This window comes from Ignavibacteria bacterium, from assembly GCA_025612375.1.
Taxonomy (GTDB): Bacteria; Bacteroidota; Ignavibacteria; order Ignavibacteriales; family SURF-24; genus JAAXKN01.
Window position 1 is genome coordinate 172,065 of sequence record JAAXKN010000002.1, and the last position, 21,279, is coordinate 193,343.

The window sequence follows — 21,279 nt, forward strand, 5'->3', positions numbered from 1 at the left end:
ATAAAGAATGTTTTATATTACAATTAAGTGTTCTTGCAAACTGATTTAGAAAAAATTTTAGTCATAAATTTTTTATCGCTTAACTTTGGGAGCAGTTATTACATCACTTAATAATAACATTCAGATGAATGTTGCAATTACATTTAATGTTAAACCCGAAGAGGAGTCTTTAACAGAACCTCCGTCTTCGAAAGAAGAATTAACCTCAGAACGATCTGTCCTGCCTCAGACTTCTACTTCATACAATGACGTTTATGCTGAGTGGGATTCCTTTGAAACCATAGATGCTGTAAATAAGGCGCTTTCACTTTACCACAATGTAACCTTAGTTGAAGCAAATGACCTGGCTTTTGAGAAATTAAAATGCCTTAGGCCCGATATTGTATTTAATATTGCCGAAGGAATGAACGGCATTAGCCGTGAGGCACAGATTCCGGCAATGCTCGATATGCTGAATATACCATATACAGGAAGTGACCCGCTTACGCTTGCAACATGCCTGGATAAGGCAAGAACAAAAGAAATTTTATCATTTTATAACATAAAGACCCCGCGCTTCATTACGGCTTCAGGCCTGGATGATCTTAAAGACTTTTCCTTGAGATTTCCTGTCATGATCAAGCCCGTAGGTGAAGGCTCAAGCAAGGGAATATTCGATTCTTCGTTTATCAGAGACTTTGAAGGGCTGAAGGAAGCCTTATTAAGCAACAGCAGAACATACGGACAGCCTTCTTTGATCGAAGAATTCCTTCCCGGAAGGGAATTTACAGTAGCCATAATCGGTAATGACGATGATGCCACGGTGCTCCCGATCGTAGAAATTAACTTTAGTGAACTTCCCGGCGGAATGGCGCCTATCTATTCCTACGAGGCAAAGTGGATTGTGGACAGAAGAGAAAATCCGCTGGAGATTTTTACATGTCCGGCCGGGCTTAGTGCTGCTCTGGAAGAGAAGATCAAGAGTGCTGCATTAAATACATATAAGACTCTGCGCTGCCGCGACTGGAGCCGTATTGACGTAAGGCTTGACGCGGAAGGTGAGCCGAACATTATTGAAGTAAACCCTCTGCCGGGTATACTGCCCGACCCGAAAGACAATTCCTGCTTCCCGAAGGCAGCACGTGCCGCAGGAATGAATTATGAAGAGATGCTAAACCGTGTTTTATATGTTTCAGCTAAAAGGCATAACCTTATATGAGCAGTGAAGCTAAAATATTAGTCTGTTATAATGAACCCGCAAAGGTATATAAGAACTATGTAGGGAAAAACATTTCCTCGGATGATGAGAATGTCGACATGTCTGAAACGGGAATGCTGGAGCATATAAATGATATTGTAAGCGGGCTTCAGCTTTACTTTAAGAACGTGGATACTTTTGCATTCAGTTCAGACGTTGAACGTGCCATCACCTCAATAGTCGCATATTCGCCGGATGTGATCTTTAATTTTGTGGAGTCTGTTGAGGGCAAGGCGAACTATGAAGCCTACACGGCAGGTCTTTATGAGCTCCTGGGGTATAATTATACGGGCAATGTTCCATTGTGCCTGGGGCTGTGCCTCAACAAGGCAAGGACAAAGCAGCTTCTTCAGTCCGGAGGGATCAAAACCCCGGGCTTTTACATAGCAAAGTTTAATGGTGTCATAGATCCTGAAAGTTTTGGCCTGAAATTTCCGGTTATACTGAAACTTCTTAACGAAGATGCCTCGATAGGTATCTCCGAGTTCTCGGTTGTAAACAACATTGATGAAGTAAACAGGCGCCTCGGATTTTTATTTAAGACTTACAGGCAGGATGTAATTATTGAAGAGTTTATCAACGGCAGGGAATTCAACGTCTCGATCTTAGGAGGAGATGTCCTGCCGATATCTGAAATTATTTTCAACGGTTTACCAAAAGGTTTACCAAAGATTGTTACTTATGAAGGTAAGTGGTCTCCTAACAGTACTTATTACAAGTATACGAATCCGAACTGCCCGGCAGATATTGATGATGAGCTTAAAGAAAAGATTGAAACTGCTGCCCGGGAAGCTTATGAGCTGATGAACTGCCGTGATTATGCGAGGATAGATATTCGTCTTAGCAAAAGCGGTGTTCCGTATGTAATTGAGGTTAATCCGAATCCGGATCTCTCACAGGATGCCGGGTTTGCAAGAGCTGCAAGAGCCAAAGGTCTTTCGTATCCGGAATTGTTATACAGCATAGTCAGCCTGGCATTGGAAAGGAAGGAACATGATACGAAAACTGAAGCCTGAGGACAGGGATACAATAGAGGAAATGCTGCGGCGTATAGAGCAGTTTAATCCGCAGGAGGTAGAAGTTGCCATGGAACTGGTGGATGTGGCTATACTGAGGCCCCTGCAGGAGGATTATCTCATTTATGTTTACGAGCTGGATGGAAAAGTAAACGGCTATCATTGCACCGGAAGAAGACCTCTAACTGATGGAGTTTTTGACCTTTACTGGATTGTGGTGGATCCATCCATCCAGTCGAAAGGAATAGGGCGTCAGCTGTTGAAGCATGCCGAGGGCATTGTTTCAGAGAACAAAGGCAGGTGGCTTCTGGCTGAGACCTCCTCAAAAGAGAGTTATCTGGCTACAAGGAGTTTTTACATGAAAAACGGCTATTCCGTTGTGGCAGAAATAAAGGATTTTTATTCGTTAAAAGATAACCTGGTAATCTTTGGTAAGTACTTTCAATAATTTAAAGGGTTAATTAAATGGAACTATGGCAACAAATGCTTAGAGACAGTGTCCACACCGTGGATGAGCTCGTCGATAAATTTCAAATCGATAGAGCAACTGCCGAACAAATAGACCAGTTTTTTCAGGCCCGAATCAATCCTTATTACATGAGTCTGATAAAGTATCCTGGAGACCCGATCTGGAAGCAATGCGTTCCCGACAGGGTTGAACTGGAAGACTTCGATGCCTTTGAGGACCCGCTTAATGAAGATGCTATGAGCCCTGTTCCAAACATTACCCACCGCTACCCTGACCGCGTACTGTTTCTTGTGACAAGCCAGTGCGGAATGTATTGCAGATTCTGCACAAGAAAAAGAAAAGTTGGTAATTCCGACAAGATTTCCATGAAAGGGCTGGAATCGGCCTTCAAATATATCGAATCGCATACTGAGATCCGTGACGTCATCCTTTCGGGAGGCGATCCTCTGATGCTCACAGACTTAATGCTGGAGAAAATACTTGCACGCCTGCGTCAGATACCTCACGTGGAAATAATCCGCATAGGCACCAAAATGCCATGTGTGCTTCCGCAGAGAATTACACCAAAACTCTGCAACATGATAAAAAAATACCACCCTGTTTATATAAATACACATTTTAACCATCCCTGGGAAATTACCGCTGAAAGTTCACGCGCATGCCAGATGCTGGCCGATGCAGGATGCCCCGTGGGATGCCAGACCGTACTGATGAAAGGCGTTAATGACGACCCCGACGTAATTAAGGAACTGATGCATAAACTCCTTATGATCAGGGTTAAACCTTACTACCTCTATATGGCAGATGAGACCAAGGGGGCAAACCACTTCAGAACATCCATCAGAACGGGCATTGAGATCATGGACAAATTAAGGGGACATACGAGCGGACTTGCAATTCCCTACTTTGTAATTGATGCCCCGGGCGGCGGCGGAAAAATTCCGATTCTGCCGGAATATGTCCTTCATCATGACGATGAAAAAATTATACTCAGAAACTATAAAAATCAGATCTATGTCTATAAGGATGCTATAGATAAAAACCATCCCGAAGTAAAACACCCCGTGGAGGTGCCAGCTAAGGAAAAAGTACACCTTGCTGTACCCGTAAACGGGAATGGTAAAAACGGTAATGGAAAGAATGGAAACGGTAAAAATGGCAAGCATCCTGAAGAGATAACTAAAATTTCATCAAAAGAAATTAAGGAGATGACGATTATAGACAACTGATACTTTAGAGACAAAAAAAGGCGCTCATTTTTGAGCGCCTTTTTTTTACTCATTTCCCGCCTGTTTCAGTACTATCCTTGTCCCCTGATTCATTTTCCTTTTTTGCGGCTCCCGTAACTATGTTATAGGTGTCTTTTTCCAGCGTTTCCTGCGGGGCCTCTGTAATACGCCCTTCTTCTTTCCCGTCCTTATAGAAAATAATTGTAGGCACAAGTTCAATATTCAGGCTGTCCGATTCTCCGGTAAGGTCCTTCCTCTTTTTGTCTACAAGTATCAGCTTTAGCCTGCTCCCCGGAAACTTCAATGTATCCAGTATCTTATAGAACCTTGGTATTTCGCGGTGGCTGTCGCTGCACCAGGTTCCCATTACAATTGTAATATCGTAATCTTTAATTTTGTCTGAAAGGCCCTCAAGGTCCTTTGTCTTTACGCGGTAGTTCTCATATTCAGGGTCAAACCACCTGGAGTAGCTCGTATCCCGGAAAGCGCTTCTGTCTGCAACTCCAACAAGCATAGGCCTGCCGGACTTCTCGTCGACTACAGTTCTTACTTTATCCTGTGCATTGAGGCTAAGCAGAGCTGCAAAAAACAAAATAACAAATGTTTTCATTTTATCTCCCTTAATTGGGCAATATTATGGGTGCATTATTCTTCTTAAGTCCATTCCCCAGAAGAGTTTTTCTCTTAAAGTCTTAAAGTAATTGGTGGAAAATGTATGTACAAGGCGGACATGCTTTTTGCTTTTCCTGACCGTAATATCTATCGGCGGAGTGTAGTTATAAACCCTCTGCCCGTCGCAGTTGATCTGAACCGAAGTATGCATTGAGCTTACATGTATATTAATTGTATGGCTGCTGGCAAGAACAAGAGGGCGCATTGTAAGGCTGTGAGGCGATATTGGGCTCATTGTAATAACGTCGGCCTGCGGGCTTACAATGGGGCCTCCGGTTGAAAGAGAGTATGCCGTTGAACCGGTGGGGGTTGCAAGTATAAGGCCGTCGGCGGCAAAAGTAGTTACATAATCATCATCCACTTTAAGCGAAAGCTCAATCATCTTGGGCCAGCCGCCCTTTTCAATAACAATGTCATTTATGGCAAACAAGTACTTGTTGTCGCAGCCTGAACATTCACCTTCAAGCACCATGCGCTCGTCAATTGTAAACTTGCCTTCTTTAATTTCCTTTAAGAGCTGGTCCATGTGGTTAATGTCAAACTCCGCCAGGAAGCCCAGTTTACCGAAATTTATACCAAGAATTGGAGTTTCCCATTTTCTTGCCTGGAAGGCTGTATGAAGCATTGTGCCGTCGCCTCCTATGGAGGCCACCATGTCGCAATGGCTGAAGATCTCTTCAACGTCCATATACTCACAGCGCCTGAATTCATCAGGGAGTTCTTTTAATGAATGGTTAAAGTTGCTGCTGATTGCATAATCAAAGCCATTCTCCCTCAGGCTTTTGACCAGAATTGCAACTACTTCTGCAATATTCTCCTTTGAGGTGTTTGGCAATATACCAATAGTCATATTTTTACGATCTGCCCGCTATTTGAAAATTAAGCCTCACGGCATCAAGGGCCTGAAGGCTATTTACTCTCATTAACATAATTAAGTTTTAAGTCTCTTACAACGTCCTGTATGAATTTTTCTTCATTCGGGCTTAGGTTCCCCTTCGTTTTAGTGATAAGCATATCGAGCATGTCGATTGCCAGCTTGGCCTGTTCCAGATTTTTTTCAGTCTTATTGGAAACAGGATTCATTATTTTTCCCAAACCCATCATGCCAAGCTGCTGATTCTGGTAAATTAGCTGCATAAACAATATTTCGTTAAGCTGATTTGCTTCCATTTAGCATCCTTTTTTGTTTTACGCAAGATACTAAATAACGGTGTATTTTTGAAATCTTTATCCTCGTGTGGAGTTTATGAGGTATTGTAAGATGCCCGGGAACATTTTCCCCGCGGCATACGCAGGAAGAGATAATGCGGAATTAAGAACAGCTTTTTGGATAAGCCCTGCGTGCCTGATGCGCCTGGAGAACGTCCTCTTCCACATCAGGCGGTAGAATTCCTCTGCATGGGGCACGCTTAACTCCTTTCTGTGCAATTTTATCAGTGCCTCCGAGGCGAGCCCTGCGCTTTGAAGTGCCATTGCAATGCCGTCGCCGGCAAGGGGTGCAATTACACGCGCCGTGTCCCCGGCCATGAAGACGCCATGTTCAACAGAATTCCTTCTCCCGAAATAAATATTCCCGGTTCCGTAAACAGGAAGTGAATCTATGAGGTCAAAGATTCCGGGAGAGAAGATTTCCTTAAAGCTGCCATTTTGAATTAAGAGATCCTTAAGGTGCATTTTGGGGGAGGCCTCATATCCCCTTCTGTCTTCAAGAAAGCAGACTGTTAATATTCCGTTATCCACCCTGTTTACCCCGCAGTAGATTCCGCTTCCGGCATAAATATGAATTTCATCTTGCGGGAATCCTGGAGCGTACTTTGCCGGGATGTGCAGCTTTACCCCGTTAATGCGGCTTTTTATTCCGGCGAAATCGCGGTTGAGGACCCGGTCCAGTGGGCTCTGCCTGCCATAGGCTGCGATCAGATGGGATGCATGGAGTTCTTTCTGGCTTTCCCCGGAAAGTGCAAGGTGGAAGAGCTCATTAAGGCGCTTTACATCTTTTACTTCCATAGGCTGGAAGCATGTTGCCCCTTCCTTAACGGCCTGAGTTAAAAGAAAGTTATCAAAGGCTCCGCGGCTTAAGCCGTATGCTGTAAAGAAGAGCGGGGCTTTAAGCGTCTTTCCGTTCTTAAATATAAATTTCAGGCTATGAATTGGATTTGGACAAAGTGCCAGGAAGCCATCCCAAAGCCCCAGCTCCTGCAATATAGCTACAGCCTCTTTTGAAATAAATTCCCCGCAGAGTGTCTCTCTGGGGAAGATTTTCTTTTCAATAATTGAGACATTAAGTCCTGCCCTTGCGAGGTGCAGGGCTGAGGTTGAGCCTGCGGGGCCTCCGCCAATAACTGCGGCATCAAATATTTGTGTAGTGTCCATTTTTATCCTGCAGCCTGGATTATTCTTTTATGCAGTATATGAGCCACCTGAAGGCCCATTTGCGCCTTATATGGACCCTGCATTGTTTTATTCCGGAAAGAATTGCCATAAGCTCACTTTTGATAAATCCTCTTCTTACAGAAAGCGGCCCGTCATTTTTCACCATCCGGCTTTTGGAAAAGAGCTGAGTCAGGATTTTAATTCCGATAAGGGCAAAGACCGAACGCCTGAGGTCGTTTATTATTATTCCATGTCTGGCAATTAAACTGCACTGCCTTAAAACCGCCGCCATATCCTCCTCTTTGAAGTGATGAAAAAATAGAGAGGCGTGGATTATGTCAATTGTACTAACTTTGAAGGGGAGTTTTTGGGCATCGCAGCAGACAACCTTTGCCTCCGGGTGTAGCAATTTAGTATAACGGCATGCCCGGATATTCATGTCGGCACTAATGGGCTCCACGTTTCTGCCCTTTATCTTCATCTTAAAAAACAGGTCGGATCCTCCCGATCCTATGTCCAGAATTAGCGGAGTATTCTTAAAAGTGCAGGCCCGGTTTATAGCTGATAAACCAGCACGGCTTACAGAATTTCCCCCAAGGAAGAAGTTAATAACTTGTAACTCATGCAGTGCAAGGTCCAGGCGTTCATCAGTAATCGAAAGATCGTCAATTATTTCTTTGGCATAACTTCTTTTAAGAAGCATCAGACTCCTCTGAAGAAAGCCGCTTCCATTGTAAGTCCGGGCCCGAAGGCAGCAGCCAGGAGTATATCCCCTTTTTTTATTTCGCTGTTTTCAAGCAGTTCTTTCATGACAAATAGTATTGAGGCCGAAGACATATTGCCGTAGTTTTTAAGAACGGTTCGTGAAGGTGTCATTTCTCTATCTGTCAGGCCCAGTCCCGTCTGCATGGCATCCAGAATTGCGCGTCCTCCGGGGTGAAGGGCCCAGTGTTTAATTGAGCTTTTACTGAGGTTCATGCCGTCAATAATTCTTAAGAGGGCCGGGGCGGCCTCTTTGAGTATAATATTCGGAAGTTCGGAAGAAAGCAGCATTTCAAAGCCGTAGTCGCCAATTTTCCACCCCATGAGCTCATCTGAGTTATCGAAAAGTACCGACCTGGTTGCCAGGAGTTCCAGGCGGGGATTCCGGGGTAAGGTGCTTAAATCAGAGAACAGTGCGGCAGCGCATCCGTCGGCAAAAATTATGTTTGAAAGGATGTTATCCCGTGAAGCTTCTGTCTGAAGGTGCAGGCTGCACAATTCCACCGATACCAGGAGTGTATTTGGTGCAGGGTTCCCCTTTTGGGAATTCATGGCTTCAAGTACTGAAGTAAACCCTATAATTGAAGCAGCGCATCCCATAAAGCCTATATTCGTTCTTTGTGTGCAGGCCGGCATTCCGAAGGTTTTCATCAGGTGGTAATCCAGCCCGGGAGCAAAAAAACCAGTGCAGGAGATAGTAATAAGGCGCCCGATATCAGAAGGCTTAAAGCCTGTCTTCTCAAAAAGGTCTCCCGCGGCTTTTACAGTCAGCTCTTTTGACCACTTCTCATACTCCTGCATTCTTTGCCTGGTGCCGGGGTGCGGGACGTCTTTTGCATAAAATCTCTTCTGGGGATTATCTTCGGCGTCGGGCACAACAACGTACCTTGAGTCAATGCCTGAGTGTGCGGCAGCCATATCTATCATTCTGGCAACTGCAGGCCGTTCAGCCATTCTTTTTTTTAGTTCCTCAGCCGCCTTTGACTGGCTTACTTTGAACGGGGGAAGTGCGGTTGCAATATCTATCAGCATAATATACCTGAAGTATTAAAAATGTCTTTTATCCAATTTAACACATCCGGGCATATAGTCAACGAAGGAATATTTGAACATGGGAAATGGAGCCTTGAGGCTGGGGAAACGTTTAAAAACAAAAAAGCCGGTCTTTTCAGACCGGCTTTGAAAACACTTCAAAGAAAGAAACTCTTACTTTGTAAGAACCATCTTCTTAGTCATGTTGAAGTTCTGACCGTTCTGGCCAACGCCTTCGATGCGGTAGAGATAGATACCGCTGGCAGCCATTGAACCGCTCATGTCTCTTCCGTTCCATGTAGCAGTATAGTTGCCGGGAACGAATTCACCGTTAACCAGTGTAGCAACCAACTGGCCTACGATGTTGTAAACATTCAACTGAACACGGGCTGCAGAAGGAACGCTGAATGCAATCTGTGTTGAGGGGTTGAACGGGTTAGGATAGTTCTGGCTTAAATCGAATGATTTAGGCATTTCGTTATTTCTAACTGCAACGCCAGTTGGATTAAAGCTAGCAATAGCTGCTCTTAAAATGGCAGTTGTATATTTAGTATTGTGCATACCGCCAGATTTATCATTCAGAACATACAGGTAGTCGTAAAGAGCGCCCATAACTTGTTTGCTCAGTTTTATTCCTGCTGTATCAGCAACGTTAGCAATAACATCACCGTTCTTCTGAGGCAGTTTAGCTTTCAGTGTAGCCATCATGTTGGCAACTTCAGTCTTAACGCCTTCAACTTTACCGTTACCATCATAATCCAAGCCCTTGATATCACCGAATTCTTCAATAGAAGAACCATGGCATCTCTGGCAGATTTCAACTCTATCCTTACCCTCGCTGGTAGTCATAGTCCATTCATGGTTAGTGATTGTAGCGCCGGCTTCAGTACGTTCCTGCATATGGCAGGTAGCGCAAGCATCATCCATGAAAGCGTGAGTTGTGTAGTTATCCATAGTCTGTCCAAACTGATAAGCATTCTGTCCGAAGTACATATCAGCCTGTGGGTTTCCGTGAGGGCCATAGTGAGCTGCAAATCCGTATAATGGAGCCTTGTCTGTAACTTTAGTAGCAACGTCATAACGTGAGCTATGGCAGTTCATACAGATAGCGCCTTTACCGCCGCCGTTAATGACGAATCCGTTCTTAAGAGGAGGAGTTGACATGGTACGGATCTGATTCGGGTTGCCGTTTCCGTGAGGATCGTGGCATGCAGCGCAAGTTAAAGCAACGTTACCTTCTTCAACACCATTAGTGCTGTACATGGATTTATCTGTCATAGCAGGTTTGCCTTTATCAACCCATTTCTGGAATGCAAGACCGCTGTGGCAGGGATAGCAGCCAGTCTGGGCTGTGTGTGAACCGTTCTCCCACATAGCGTGAGCTGAAGCGTTGTAATAGTAACCGAGTCTGTGATGAGTCATAGCGTCGTGGCAGGTTAAGCAGACGCCGGCGTCGATTGAGTAAGAGATCTTGTTCACGTTGCCGTTATGATCAGCGCCAGCGCCGTGGCAGCTTTCGCATCCGATAGTGGCAACGCCTTCCATGTTAGGGTCCATTGCTTTCATTGAGTTCCAGTTGGTCAGATCACCAGAAGTTGTCCAGTAGTCACCGCCTCTGTATTCAAGAGTCTTGTACCATGTGGTATCGAAACCTGATTTATGAGCAAGGAAACCGAAGTTACCGTTATCAAGTGTCTGGTCATAGCCCTCTGTATGGCACTTGAAGCAATTGCCGCCATAAGCGCCTTTGCCGGCTTCAACTTCCAGCTGACCAGAAATACCGCGTTTGAAAATAGTAGCGTGGTTTGTCTGTTTCCATGCATCATACTTATCCTTGTGGCAGGTACCGCATCCGGGCTGGATATTGCCCTCGGCGTCAAGGAGCCTGCTATAGAAAGTACCCATAAAGGTGCTGACAAAGAAAGTATCTATGGCAGTTTTTCCGGCACCTTCCAGTTTCACAATATAACGTCCGATAACATCGGGAGTGAAAACGGTCGGCTTTCCAGCTGCGGAAATAAAATTAGCCTGTGAGCCATTAGGTTTTTCAACGAAAGACCATGTAAGGCTGGGAACTGTACCGGTTGTGTCGGCATTTAAGTAAATGTTCTGACCCTTTCCAACAGTACGAAGGCCGGTGTAGACCTGGAATGTACCGGCAGGAGCCTTACCAGGAGCATAAAAGGCAGTAAGCCCGGTAGAGGACATAGGTACTCTCTTAATCTTTACTGTCTGAGCGAAGCTTTCCATTGTAAAGAAGCTTGCCAGCAGTACGATCGTACATAAAAGTATCGATCTTTTCATAAAACGAACCTCCAATTAATTAAAGAAATAATAACCATGCGCATGTTATTAGACAGAAAGCCTGAAGCTTTCCGTTCCTGCTATTTATAAATAGCTTCTATGGTCGTGCTTACATCCTCAAATTGCATACCAGTGCCCCAATTGGGAAAGTGTTGAATATTGAAATAGATCTTTCCAACTATTCCCAATATTAGTAAAAACGGGTTCTTCTTTCTGGAAAAAATTGTGTTAAATGTAAACAGTCAAGTGTTGAAAAACTAAGCATTTACGCAATGGAGTGAGGTGGTGAAGTGCTTAGAATGTTTACAGGGGAAGAACGTGGGAAACAGGACGAAATTATGCATGGAAATTCCTGTCCCTTTGGGCTTTTCTAAGAATCGGGAAAATCTTGTTTAAGATTGCGAGGTAACGGAGAAAAACTCTGCCGGCGTATTGGCCGGCAGAGTAAAATTCAAAAGTTTATGATCGGTTCGAGTGTGAGTATAATGGTCAAAATTACCAGTATTGTTATTGTTGACCATCCTATAAAATTCTTAAGCGGGGTATTTGTAAGTGCCCCCATGATTTCTTTCTTATTGACAATGATCATCATGGAGATCAGTACTACGGGCAGAAGAATGCCGTTTATCACCTGTGTCCAGATTGTGATCTCAATTAATGGAGCGCCCGGGATCAGGATTATTAGCACCGAAATAATGATGATTGAGGTAAAGAAAGTGTAGAATTCAGGGGCCTCTCGCGGTTTTTTATCTATTCCTGCTTCAAAGCCGAATGCCTCGCAGATATAAAATGCTGTTGCAAGGGGCAGAATTGTAGCGGCAAAAATGGAGGCAATAAAAAGGCCGAAAGCAAAAAGCTGGCTTGCAAAGGCTCCGGCCAGAGGGGCCAGGGCTTCTGCGGCATCCTTGGCGTCGTTGATCTGTATGCCCTTCTGATGCAGTGTGGCGCCGCAGGCAACAATTATGAAAAATGCAACAGCTACCGTTGCAATACAACCGATAACCACGTCCCAGAGTTCGTACTTGTACTCATCGAGCTTGATGCCTTTTTCAATTACAGCCGACTGCATGTAAAACTGCATCCATGGGGCAATTGTGGTACCTACGATACCGATCACCATCCCGATAAAACGGGTATCCATATCAAATGATGGCCTTGAAATGGCTGTCCCTATCGCAGCCCAGTCGGGCTTGGCCAGCACGGCGGAGACCACGTATGAAAGCAGGAAAACACTGAAAACGAGAAATATTTTCTCGGCCGACTGGTAGGTGCCGTGAACCACAAAGAACCATACCAAAAGTGCAGAAACCGGTACCGAGATATACTTACTGACCCCGAATATCTGGAGGCTTCCTGCAACACCTGCAAATTCAGTTGTCGTGTTGCCTATATCGGCTACAATAAGGCCCAGGAAAATAAAAAATGTAACCTTTACGCCAAAATTCTCGCGAATCAGGTCGGCCAGTCCTTTGCCGGTCACTATACCCATTCTGGCATTCATCTCCTGAACTACCAGCAGGACTACAAAGGCTGGAATTAAGGTCCACAATAGCCTGTAACCATACATTGCGCCGGCAACCGAGTAAGTTGTTATTCCTCCGGCGTCATTATCAACACTCCCGGTAATAATACCGGGTCCCAGTATGCTTAAGAATACCAGCAGTGTAGAAATCCACCCTTTTTTCTTTCCGTTTTTTTCGACAGTCAGAACCTTTATCCTCCATCTTTGAAGTGCGGAAACCAGTGATCTCCGCCCAACCAGCCCAAAAAAATCATTTACTTCAATTTCTAAAACCAGCAGCCCTGCGGGGCTATTGCCTGAAAGGATCTTATCTTTCCTTCAGGATTTCGTACATAATATCGTTAATAACAACGTTTCCCACCAGGTTCATTTCCTTGTCCACAATAGGAATTGCAAACAGGTTGTATTTTGTAACGATCTTGATCAGTTCCTCAATTTCATCATTATCATACATAAAGATTATATCCTTATGCATAATGCTTTTCAGCGTTACGTTGGGGTCGGAGATAATAATATCTCTTAAGGAAACTTTACCAATCAGCTTATTTTTCTGGTTTGTAATGTAAATATAGCTTGTTGTTCCCTCTTCGGGCTTCTGTTCCCTTATGATATTTATAACCTGTCCCACGCTTGTGTCGCTTCTGAAGGCAACAAACTCCGTGCTCATAAGGCTTCCGACAGACTTTTCATCGTACTCCATGAGTTCCCTAACCTCATCGGAAGCTTCTTTTTCCATATTGCTTAAGAGTTCTTCAACCCTTTCCTTGTCCATTCCGTCCAGTATGTCTGCCACCTCATCGGCAGGCATTTCTTCCAGGATATCGGCGGCCTTATCGGTAGAGAGGTTCTCCAGAACTTTAACCTGTGTTTCCTCTTCCATTTCCTCTAAAACGTCGGCGCCGCGGGCCGTATCCAGGTGTGCGAAGATGGTCATACCGGTCTTCGTGTCAAAATCCTCAATAATATCGGCCAGGTCCGACGGGTGCAGCGTGGAAAGTTTATTATATGTCTTTGAAAGGACTATATTTTCACTTCCCGAGAACACGGTTTCAACGTCATTCCACAAAATGAGCTTTGAGGGGACTTTAATGCCGAGCTTAAGGATCGGTTTTGCAATTCCAAGGCGTCTTAAAAGTCCCTCGGTGCCGATATCTACGGCGACCACAAACATTCCGGCAGAAAGAAGAGCAAGCCTGATATCATTAACGCGGACGACCTTGCGTCCGTTGACGTCAATAATCTGTTTATCCATAACCTGCTTATTGAGCATTATGAGGTCCTCTATAGGGATTTCCTCCAATTTTGCGCAGGAAAGGTGGTACTGACCGTGTTGTTTGGTAAGGGTAATATAGTCCCAGTTAATGAATTTTATTCCGTCTTTGGTTTTCACCTTAGCGGCTCTCACGCGCGGATTTCTGACATCGTTAGTAACTGCCACATCTTTGAGCTTACCAATAATCTGGTAATCGTGAGAAAAGATATTAATGTCTAGTATTCTGCTGAAATCAAAACTAATAAACTGCATTTTAACCTCCCCTTTAGAGAGAAATTAAGCGTTAAGAAATAAATCCTTGTCATTTAATCCATGGCATTGATACACCGTATCCCGGCTTAATTACAAAACCAATAGCAGCAAGAAAAGGCACTGGAAAACAGGTTCCCAATATGTCTTTTTAAGCAAAACGCCTGGAGACAGAAGAGATGTTACACTTGTAAAAATTGGAATTGGAACAAAAAAGATTATTCCTGCTCCGAAATTTTGATAGATGCAATCTTTACAAATTCGCTGGAAGCACTAACCGGGGATTAAAATAGGGAGTTCAGAAAAAGATCAGCCTCAAACCCGGAGATTGTACTTCCCTGGAATATCGGGATAAATTCTTCGAGCAAAATAAGCAACGCTTATCACCGCCAGAATCGTCCACAGTATCTCCTCTGTTTGTTGCTAAAATTTTTTTCCTGCATGTAATTTTAATTAAAATATTAAGTTTTGTCAATTATTTTTTGAAGCAATGCGGAATAAAATTCACGTTCGCAACAAAAAATCCCGGTCTGGCAGACCGGGAATCCGTAATGCAGTGAATTCCGGATTGTAACCGGGTGTAATATTTAGTATTTTAGAACTGCAAATTTTTATAGTCTGCGCGATTAGCAAATGAATTCTGGTTTTTCCCTCTTCATTTTTATAGTTGACCTGGCCTAACCTGCTCTTAATCCTCTTTGCAGATAATCTAACATGCAAAATTACCTGGTGAGAAAAAGTTACCAAAAGCTATGTGCTGATCAGTATGAACAAACTATCTTTAACCTTAAATACAACAGAAAAAATATATGATAAGTACTAGTAATCTGTCACTCAGATTTGGTAAAAGGGCATTATTTGAAGAAGTTAATCTGAAATTTACTCCCGGCAACTGCTACGGCATTATTGGCGCCAATGGCTCAGGCAAATCCACCTTTATTAAAATCCTTTCAGGTGAGATCGAGCCAAGCTCAGGAGAAGTCATTATTACTCCCGGGGACAGGCTTGCCACATTAAAGCAGGACCATTTCCAGTATGATGAGTTTCAGGTAATTAAAACCGTACTGATGGGGCACCAGAAGCTGTTCTCAATTATTGAAGAAAAGGACAAACTGTACGCTAAGGCTGAATTCAGCGATAAAGACGGAATAAGAATTTCAGAACTTGAATGTGAATTTTCAGAATTAAACGGCTGGGAAGCTGAATCCGAGGCGGCTGAACTGTTAAATGGACTTGGGATCGGCAATGACCTTCATGAAAAACTCATGAAGGACCTCTCGGGAAATGAGAAGGTAAAGGTCCTCCTGGCGCAGGCATTATTCGGGAACCCCGATATACTGCTTCTGGATGAACCTACAAACCACCTTGATATTATTTCCATACAGTGGCTTGAAGAGTTTCTTGAGAAATTTAAGAACACCGTTATTGTTATTTCGCACGACAGGCACTTCCTTAACCAGGTATGTACGCATACAGCCGACATTGATTTTGGAAAAATTCAGATGTACACCGGGAATTACGATTTCTGGCTTGAAAGCAGCCAGCTTGCGGCAAAGCAGGCCAGGGATGCAAACAAAAAAATTGAAGCAAAGAGGGCTGAACTTCAGGAGTTTATTTCCCGGTTCAGCGCCAACGCTTCAAAGTCCAAGCAGGCAACTTCCAGAAAAAAGCAGCTTGAAAACCTTACACTTGAGGACATAAAGCCCTCCTCGCGCAAGATGCCTTATATTGCTTTTAAGCAGGAACGTGAAGCCGGAAACAACCTGCTCGATATTAAGGATCTCACCAAATTCTACGGCGAAGAGATACTTCTGAATGATATTTCCTTAAAGGTGGATAAGGGGGATAAGATTGCCCTTGTGGGGCCCAATGACCTGGCAAAAACTACGCTGCTTAATATTCTTATGGAGAAAGAAAAAGCTGATAAAGGCAGTTTCGAATGGGGAACTACAACCAGACAAGCCTATTTCCCCAAGGACAATGCTGATTTTTTTAATGTTGATTTGAACCTCATCGACTGGCTGCGCCAATACTCGGCAGAAAAGGAAGAGACTTACATAAGGGGATTTCTTGGACGAATGCTTTTTAGCGGAGAGGAATCCTTAAAAAAAGCCAATGTACTCTCCGGAGGTGAGCGAGTACGCTGCATGCTTGCCAAAATGATGCTTACAGGCGCAAATGTCCTGCTGCTTGACGGCCCGACAAATCACCTTGATCTTGAATCGATCTCTGCATTGAATAAAAGTCTGATAGATTTTCCCGGGACCATCCTTTTCAGTTCACACGATCATCAGTTTATTCATACAATTGCAAACAGGATAATTGAAATCATACCAACCGGAATTATTGACAGGAACATGACATTTGACGAGTATTTAAATGACCCGGAAATCAAAAGGCTCCACATTGAAGTATACCAGGCTTCTGCGATTGACCTCTGAGAAACAGCTGGTCATGTGCTTAACGGCAAATATTCCGGGAAAACAAAATTTTTCAATAGATTCTAAAGAAAAAAATAATTAGCTTAAATTTATCTGAAGAAAATTGGGATTAATTAAAAAATTAATCCTTTTATAGCTTGACAAGTAGCGATTAATTACATATTTTTATAACTCAAATTTTTGCTCGACATAAAATTTGATTTACACTCCGCGATAGCTCAATGGCAGAGCATTCGACTGTTATCCCGAAAGCTTTCGGGATGCAGGTTCGAAAAGCGGAAAACATAGATTTTGATTTTTACACTCCGCGATAGCTCAATGGCAGAGCATTCGGCTGTTAACCGAAGGGTTGCAGGTTCGAGCCCTGCTCGCGGAGCACCAAGGGATTTATGGTGATAGAATCACTGTAAGTCCCTTTTTTTATTGGTACTTGCACAGGTTCGAGCGGACTGTTTTCAGCCTCATTACCCTTTAGTGAATCATTGATTTCTTTTATCAGCAAAATTGGTTTTTCTAGCGAAATTATAAGCTTTCTGTCCTTTAAGAGGAGGTTCGAGCCAAGTGACTTTAAAATCATACGCTTCTGTTCAATCGTCCCATTTTTAAATGCTTCGTTGGCTGCCTGGCCAAACCTCATCAGACTTTCTACCGATTCCATATCGGCCGATTCATCCTTCTCAAGCTTACTAACCAAAGCTTGCAGCTCTATTTCCCTGTCCTTAAACTGCGCCTTTTTCTGCAGAAATTCTGAGTCACTGAGTGTCCCGCTTAATTTCAGATCAATAAGCTTATCCACATTTCTCTGGATAACTGATAATTCAGTGCGATGGGCCTTAAGCAGATTCTTTCTGTCACTTATAGACTTCATAGCATCCTTTTTTAGCATTTCCATAGCCCACGAGATGAAGTCCTCTGGAATAGTGATGCTTTCAAGCACATCAGAAATCTGGGCTTCAAGGCTTTTTACTTCAACCGTCTTCTGCGAGCAGTCTGGTTTTAACTTCTTGGTGCAGTGATAGTATGTATAGCTGTGGACATTCCCGTTTTTCTGGTGCTTTACTTTGTCCTCGGCTGTTATCGATGATCCGCATTCTGCACACTTAATAGCACCTGTAAAAGCAAATTCTTTTGCTTCTGGCTTCTGCTTGTATCTTTGATCGAGAAGCCTTTGAATTTTGTCGAATTCTTCTTTTGTAACCATAGGTTCATGTTTTCCCTTTATCCAGTTACCGCTTTTTTTGGGGTATTCAAAGTAGCCATAATAGAAGGGATTCCTTAAGATCTGATAAACAGTTGTTTTACCTATTTTCCTTCCGAACCTGTTTCTGAGCCCCATTTCGCTATCGACCAACCTTACAAGCTGTGATGGCAGGTAGGCTCCTGTCAGCATCAAATCAAACATCTTTCGCGTGGCATCAAATGTAACGGGATCTTTAACCATTTCTTTGTCACCTTTTCTCTTTAGGGGATTATGCAGGTAGCCAAGCGGAGGTTGCGCGGGGTACCATCCGCGTTCTGCTTTTGCCTTAAGCCCCCTTTGGGTATTTTTGCTCAGGTCTCTTATAAACTGGTTTGCCATTCCCTGCTCAACGCTCATCAGAAGAACATTGTCCTCTGGGTAGTAGCTTCTGTCGCTGCACTGTATGTGTTTTATTATACCCTGCTGAAGCATCCAGCTTATACTTCCAAAATCAATTGGGTTTCTAAATAGACGGTCCAGTTTCCAGCACAAAATTCCCTGGGCCTCTCCTGCGTGAACTCTTGCAATCATCTTGTTAAAGACTGGACGCCCAGGCGCCTTAGCCGACTTTGATTCTGTCAGGACGTCAGAAATTTCAAGCCCTCTCTCCTGTGCAAGTTCTTTTAGAACTTTTAGCTGCGAATCGATGGACGCTACCTGCCTGTCCTCAGTTTCCGAGGACTTACGGGCATATAAAAAATATTTTACTTTGTTACCCATTTACTTTTCTCCCACATACTTTTATTGAAATTTTAATTATAAGGTGATGGGCCGCTCAAAAACCCATCACCTAATTCAATTACAGAGCTTTGTTCTTTGTGGAAACAACCGCCTTAAGGAGGCTTAACAATTTTGAAGCCCTATCAGTTGCTTCTGAAGCGGAAATTTCTTCACCAAAATATTTTTTATATAATTCCTGAAATTCCCTTAGCTCATTATCCTTAATAATCATTGTTGTCTTCTGGAAATACCGTCAGTATAAGTGCTATCTGACTCCTGTATAATGACGGCCCATTTGTAGGCGCTATGACTATCCGCACTTATCATAATGCACCTGGGTTCTAAGCTGGTCTTTTTCTTTCAATGCGGCGATAGCACAAAAAAGCCAGCCTATCAGGTTAAACTACTTTCTTTATTTTAACCCTGCGAATAATAGCCAATTAAAGGTTACATCTAAATGAAAAATTTTATATTGTACTTTTATAACATATATCCTCCTTACGATTACTGTACATAAATGAGTCCTTTAGTTTAAGTTCTTACCGAAAAGAGCATAGAATTCCCTTGTAGAAGCCTACCAATTTTTCAAACAGAATATTTTAATGTTACTTGAAAAGGGTTTTAAGCTACAAGATCAACTGGTACCCTGTAGACGATTACGGCATCTGGGAAATTAGGAGCAAACCGCTGTCTGGAAGACTGTATCCCTGCTCTTTTCAAGGCTTTTGTCACATCTGCCTGGTGTGTGTAAGAATTCACTTTGTCTTTCTCAGTTACTTCGACGGTAAACTCCTCTGCCAAGACATAGTAAAAGTTGCTGTCCATTTTGGGGACTTTATTTACATCGGTCTTGTTCGACTTAATAAAGTCAATTATCACGCATTTGCATACATTTTCAGGTTTAGTGGCCTGGGCCTCACTCTTTTTCATAATTATCTCTCTCGCATAGTTATTCAGCATGGCGAGATAATCGTTTCCTGGAGAGCTTAAGATCTGTGACAAGACAAGCAAGGGAAACCATTTATCCAGGTCTCTGTTTTTAATTAGGGGGTTAATATAGATGCCGCTCTGCAAAGTTGAGTGCTCATAAACCGCCTTCCCATTTTCTTTTAGCCACGAATAGATAAAGGCTTTTATTTTGGTGGTTTCTGCCTGATCTGCCGCGGTGTTAAGAAATGGTTTGATCTGGGCCCCTTTAGCCGAATGCATATTTAGGATATGGCACCTGTCTTCGATTGTAGGGATAAGGCGGGCTATTGCTCCCAGTATTTTGGGGCAGTATGTCGAGAACTCGACTGTATCGCCTTTTATGGTCCTTACCGCCTTGCCATTTTTCTCATACCCAGAGTTGATTATTTGGAAGGTCTGAAGGTTGGTGCTGACATGGCTGCCTAAATTTTCCACCTCATCTAAAAACAGGGTTGGCTTCTGCTCATTAACGACTCTGATAATTGAAGCGTCGGTTGTATTAGAAAAGAATTGCGGCTTTGCAACTAACAATCCCATAACGTGCATAAGTGTGGTCTTGCCTGTGCCCTGTTCTCCAGTGATGTTCAGATATGGAATGCGATTGAACATTTCAAAGCAGTAAGTCAGCACCGAATAAACAGAAACCAAGAAATACTCTTCCTCTCTTTCGAGATAAACGTACTTTTTAATGAAAGAGGCAATCATCTGAAGTAAATCTTTGCCGTCACTTTGATCAGTTCCATCTTTGTCTTCAATGTCCGATGCCTCCTGCCCTGATGCTTTTGATAAAGACTTTGCATATTCCATCGCCGAATCATGGTCGCTGAATTCTTTGTCGATTGTAATTACCGACTTATACTTTTTTACCCCGCTTCTAACCGTCACATGGAACGGCACCCCAAATAACATTACCAGAGAGGCCTCTTCGGGAGATTCCTCCTCGGCAGATTCTTTCTTGGCAGATTCTTCCTGAGGGTTCTTATCTTTCTGTTCATCTGAAGTTTCATTCAGATCATCGGTAGTAAAATTATCACTCATATGTTCTCCTTTCTTGTACAAGCTGTACACTTGTACAGATTTGTGTTGTTATGTTACTATCCCTTCATTACAATCAAATTGATTTTGCGAACGATAGTTTTTGAATTAAAACGTTCAACTCACATGTACATAAGCAATATTTTTATTGAAATAGTTTCATCGATTTAAAAAATATTTAAAATTTTATAAATGTGCTTGACACATTCATAATAATTTATTATATTTATTAAATAAACATATAAAAGTTCTATGTCACTAATGACCATAAGAAAACAGAGAAAGCTGACGGGCGAGCAGGTAGCAAAACAGCTCGGCATTTCAAGAGCGCACTATACTCATCTTGAGAACGGTACCCGACCTCTTACTAATGAGCTTATTGCAAAGATAGCAAAGGTGCTTGAGGTTAGTCCTAAAATTGTCAGGGCCGAGACAGAAGTTCAGAGGTTGCGCAATCTTGTCCCGAACAGTTGGATTTTTAAAATAAAAATAAACGGGCAGCCTTTCATTAAGGCCTTCCTTGAATACTTAAATGAGTCAGGCAGGTACTCATCCTTAAATAATGATGAGCTTTCCGAGAGACTCATTAAATTTATTTTTCTTCACATTGAGCATTCCTTAAGCCAGGAGCTCATGGAGAACAGTGAGATAATTGGATTTATCTCTCGAAAGTTAGGGCACAACCAAAATACCCCTAAATAACCCGAACAGGGTTTATTAACTTCTAATCAAAATC

Annotated in this window: 18 protein-coding genes, 1 tRNA gene and 1 pseudogene; 7 read left to right on the forward strand and 13 right to left on the reverse strand. The window is 43.1% G+C overall.

The features are described from left to right. The first annotated feature begins 124 nt into the window (after positions 1-124). Genes HF312_02505 through HF312_02520 form a run of 4 tightly spaced genes read left to right on the forward strand, consistent with a single transcriptional unit; the run spans position 125 to position 3,951 of the window. On the forward strand, positions 125-1,198 hold the full coding sequence (locus HF312_02505; GenBank protein ID MCU7519058.1) for a D-alanine--D-alanine ligase: 1,074 nt from the start codon (positions 125-127) through the stop codon (positions 1,196-1,198). Beyond that, positions 1,195-2,253, forward strand: coding sequence for an ATP-grasp domain-containing protein (locus tag HF312_02510; GenBank protein ID MCU7519059.1), 1,059 nt, complete (start codon positions 1,195-1,197; stop codon positions 2,251-2,253). The genes HF312_02505 and HF312_02510 overlap by 4 nt, the downstream gene beginning before the upstream one ends. Then, positions 2,231-2,701, forward strand: a complete 471-nt coding sequence (locus HF312_02515; GenBank protein ID MCU7519060.1) for a GNAT family N-acetyltransferase — start codon at positions 2,231-2,233, stop codon at positions 2,699-2,701. Before HF312_02510 ends, HF312_02515 begins: the two co-directional genes overlap by 23 nt. A 17-nt stretch (positions 2,702-2,718) precedes the next feature. Beyond that, complete coding sequence (locus HF312_02520) at positions 2,719-3,951, forward strand: KamA family radical SAM protein (protein ID MCU7519061.1); 1,233 nt, start codon at positions 2,719-2,721, stop codon at positions 3,949-3,951. A gap of 49 nt (positions 3,952-4,000) precedes the next feature. Here HF312_02520 and HF312_02525 read toward each other — a convergent pair whose 3' ends face one another. From HF312_02525 to HF312_02565, 9 genes are all read right to left on the reverse strand, one after another. Next, positions 4,001-4,561 (reverse strand): thioredoxin family protein, encoded by a 561-nt coding sequence (locus HF312_02525; protein MCU7519062.1) that lies wholly within the window; start codon positions 4,559-4,561, stop codon positions 4,001-4,003. Between the two features lie 24 nt (positions 4,562-4,585). Continuing rightward, complete coding sequence (locus HF312_02530; GenBank protein ID MCU7519063.1) at positions 4,586-5,473, reverse strand: NAD(+)/NADH kinase; 888 nt, start codon at positions 5,471-5,473, stop codon at positions 4,586-4,588. Between the two features lie 59 nt (positions 5,474-5,532). Further along, positions 5,533-5,793: a DUF1844 domain-containing protein gene (locus HF312_02535; protein MCU7519064.1), complete on the reverse strand. Its 261-nt coding sequence runs from the start codon at positions 5,791-5,793 to the stop codon at positions 5,533-5,535. 57 nt (positions 5,794-5,850) lie between these two features. Further along, positions 5,851-6,996 (reverse strand): FAD-binding protein, encoded by a 1,146-nt coding sequence (locus tag HF312_02540; protein MCU7519065.1) that lies wholly within the window; start codon positions 6,994-6,996, stop codon positions 5,851-5,853. Between the two features lie 19 nt (positions 6,997-7,015). Further along, positions 7,016-7,699, reverse strand: a complete 684-nt coding sequence (locus HF312_02545) for a methyltransferase domain-containing protein (GenBank protein MCU7519066.1) — start codon at positions 7,697-7,699, stop codon at positions 7,016-7,018. Then, positions 7,699-8,790 (reverse strand): type III polyketide synthase, encoded by a 1,092-nt coding sequence (locus HF312_02550; GenBank protein ID MCU7519067.1) that lies wholly within the window; start codon positions 8,788-8,790, stop codon positions 7,699-7,701. Before HF312_02550 ends, HF312_02545 begins: the two co-directional genes overlap by 1 nt. A gap of 174 nt (positions 8,791-8,964) precedes the next feature. Next, on the reverse strand, positions 8,965-11,094 hold the full coding sequence (locus HF312_02555; GenBank protein MCU7519068.1) for an ammonia-forming cytochrome c nitrite reductase subunit c552: 2,130 nt from the start codon (positions 11,092-11,094) through the stop codon (positions 8,965-8,967). A 451-nt stretch (positions 11,095-11,545) separates the two neighbouring features. Beyond that, positions 11,546-12,766 carry an Nramp family divalent metal transporter gene (locus HF312_02560; protein MCU7519069.1) on the reverse strand — a complete coding sequence of 407 codons (1,221 nt, stop codon included), beginning with the start codon at positions 12,764-12,766 and terminating at the stop codon, positions 11,546-11,548. Positions 12,767-12,923: 157 nt separating this feature from the next. Continuing rightward, the gene (locus HF312_02565; GenBank protein ID MCU7519070.1) at positions 12,924-14,141 is read right to left on the reverse strand and encodes a magnesium transporter; all 1,218 of its coding nucleotides are present in this window, start codon (positions 14,139-14,141) and stop codon (positions 12,924-12,926) included. An 806-nt stretch (positions 14,142-14,947) separates the two neighbouring features. Here HF312_02565 and HF312_02570 point away from each other — a divergent pair. Then, positions 14,948-16,579 (forward strand): ATP-binding cassette domain-containing protein, encoded by a 1,632-nt coding sequence (locus tag HF312_02570; protein ID MCU7519071.1) that lies wholly within the window; start codon positions 14,948-14,950, stop codon positions 16,577-16,579. 304 nt (positions 16,580-16,883) lie between these two features. Then, positions 16,884-16,955, forward strand: a tRNA-Asn gene (locus HF312_02575). Here the strand turns inward: HF312_02575 and HF312_02580 are convergent. From HF312_02580 to HF312_02595, 4 genes and pseudogenes are all read right to left on the reverse strand, one after another. Then, on the reverse strand, positions 16,917-17,780 hold the full coding sequence (locus HF312_02580; GenBank protein MCU7519072.1) for a hypothetical protein: 864 nt from the start codon (positions 17,778-17,780) through the stop codon (positions 16,917-16,919). The genes HF312_02575 and HF312_02580 overlap by 39 nt on opposite strands. A gap of 306 nt (positions 17,781-18,086) precedes the next feature. Continuing rightward, positions 18,087-18,539 (reverse strand): annotated as a pseudogene (locus HF312_02585) (recombinase family protein). A gap of 79 nt (positions 18,540-18,618) precedes the next feature. After that, positions 18,619-18,771, reverse strand: coding sequence for a hypothetical protein (locus HF312_02590; protein MCU7519073.1), 153 nt, complete (start codon positions 18,769-18,771; stop codon positions 18,619-18,621). A gap of 389 nt (positions 18,772-19,160) precedes the next feature. Then, positions 19,161-20,546, reverse strand: coding sequence for an ATP-binding protein (locus tag HF312_02595; protein ID MCU7519074.1), 1,386 nt, complete (start codon positions 20,544-20,546; stop codon positions 19,161-19,163). 249 nt (positions 20,547-20,795) lie between these two features. Between HF312_02595 and HF312_02600 the strand changes: the two genes are divergently transcribed. Beyond that, positions 20,796-21,245 carry a helix-turn-helix transcriptional regulator gene (locus tag HF312_02600; GenBank protein MCU7519075.1) on the forward strand — a complete coding sequence of 150 codons (450 nt, stop codon included), beginning with the start codon at positions 20,796-20,798 and terminating at the stop codon, positions 21,243-21,245. The last annotated feature ends 34 nt before the right edge of the window (positions 21,246-21,279 follow it).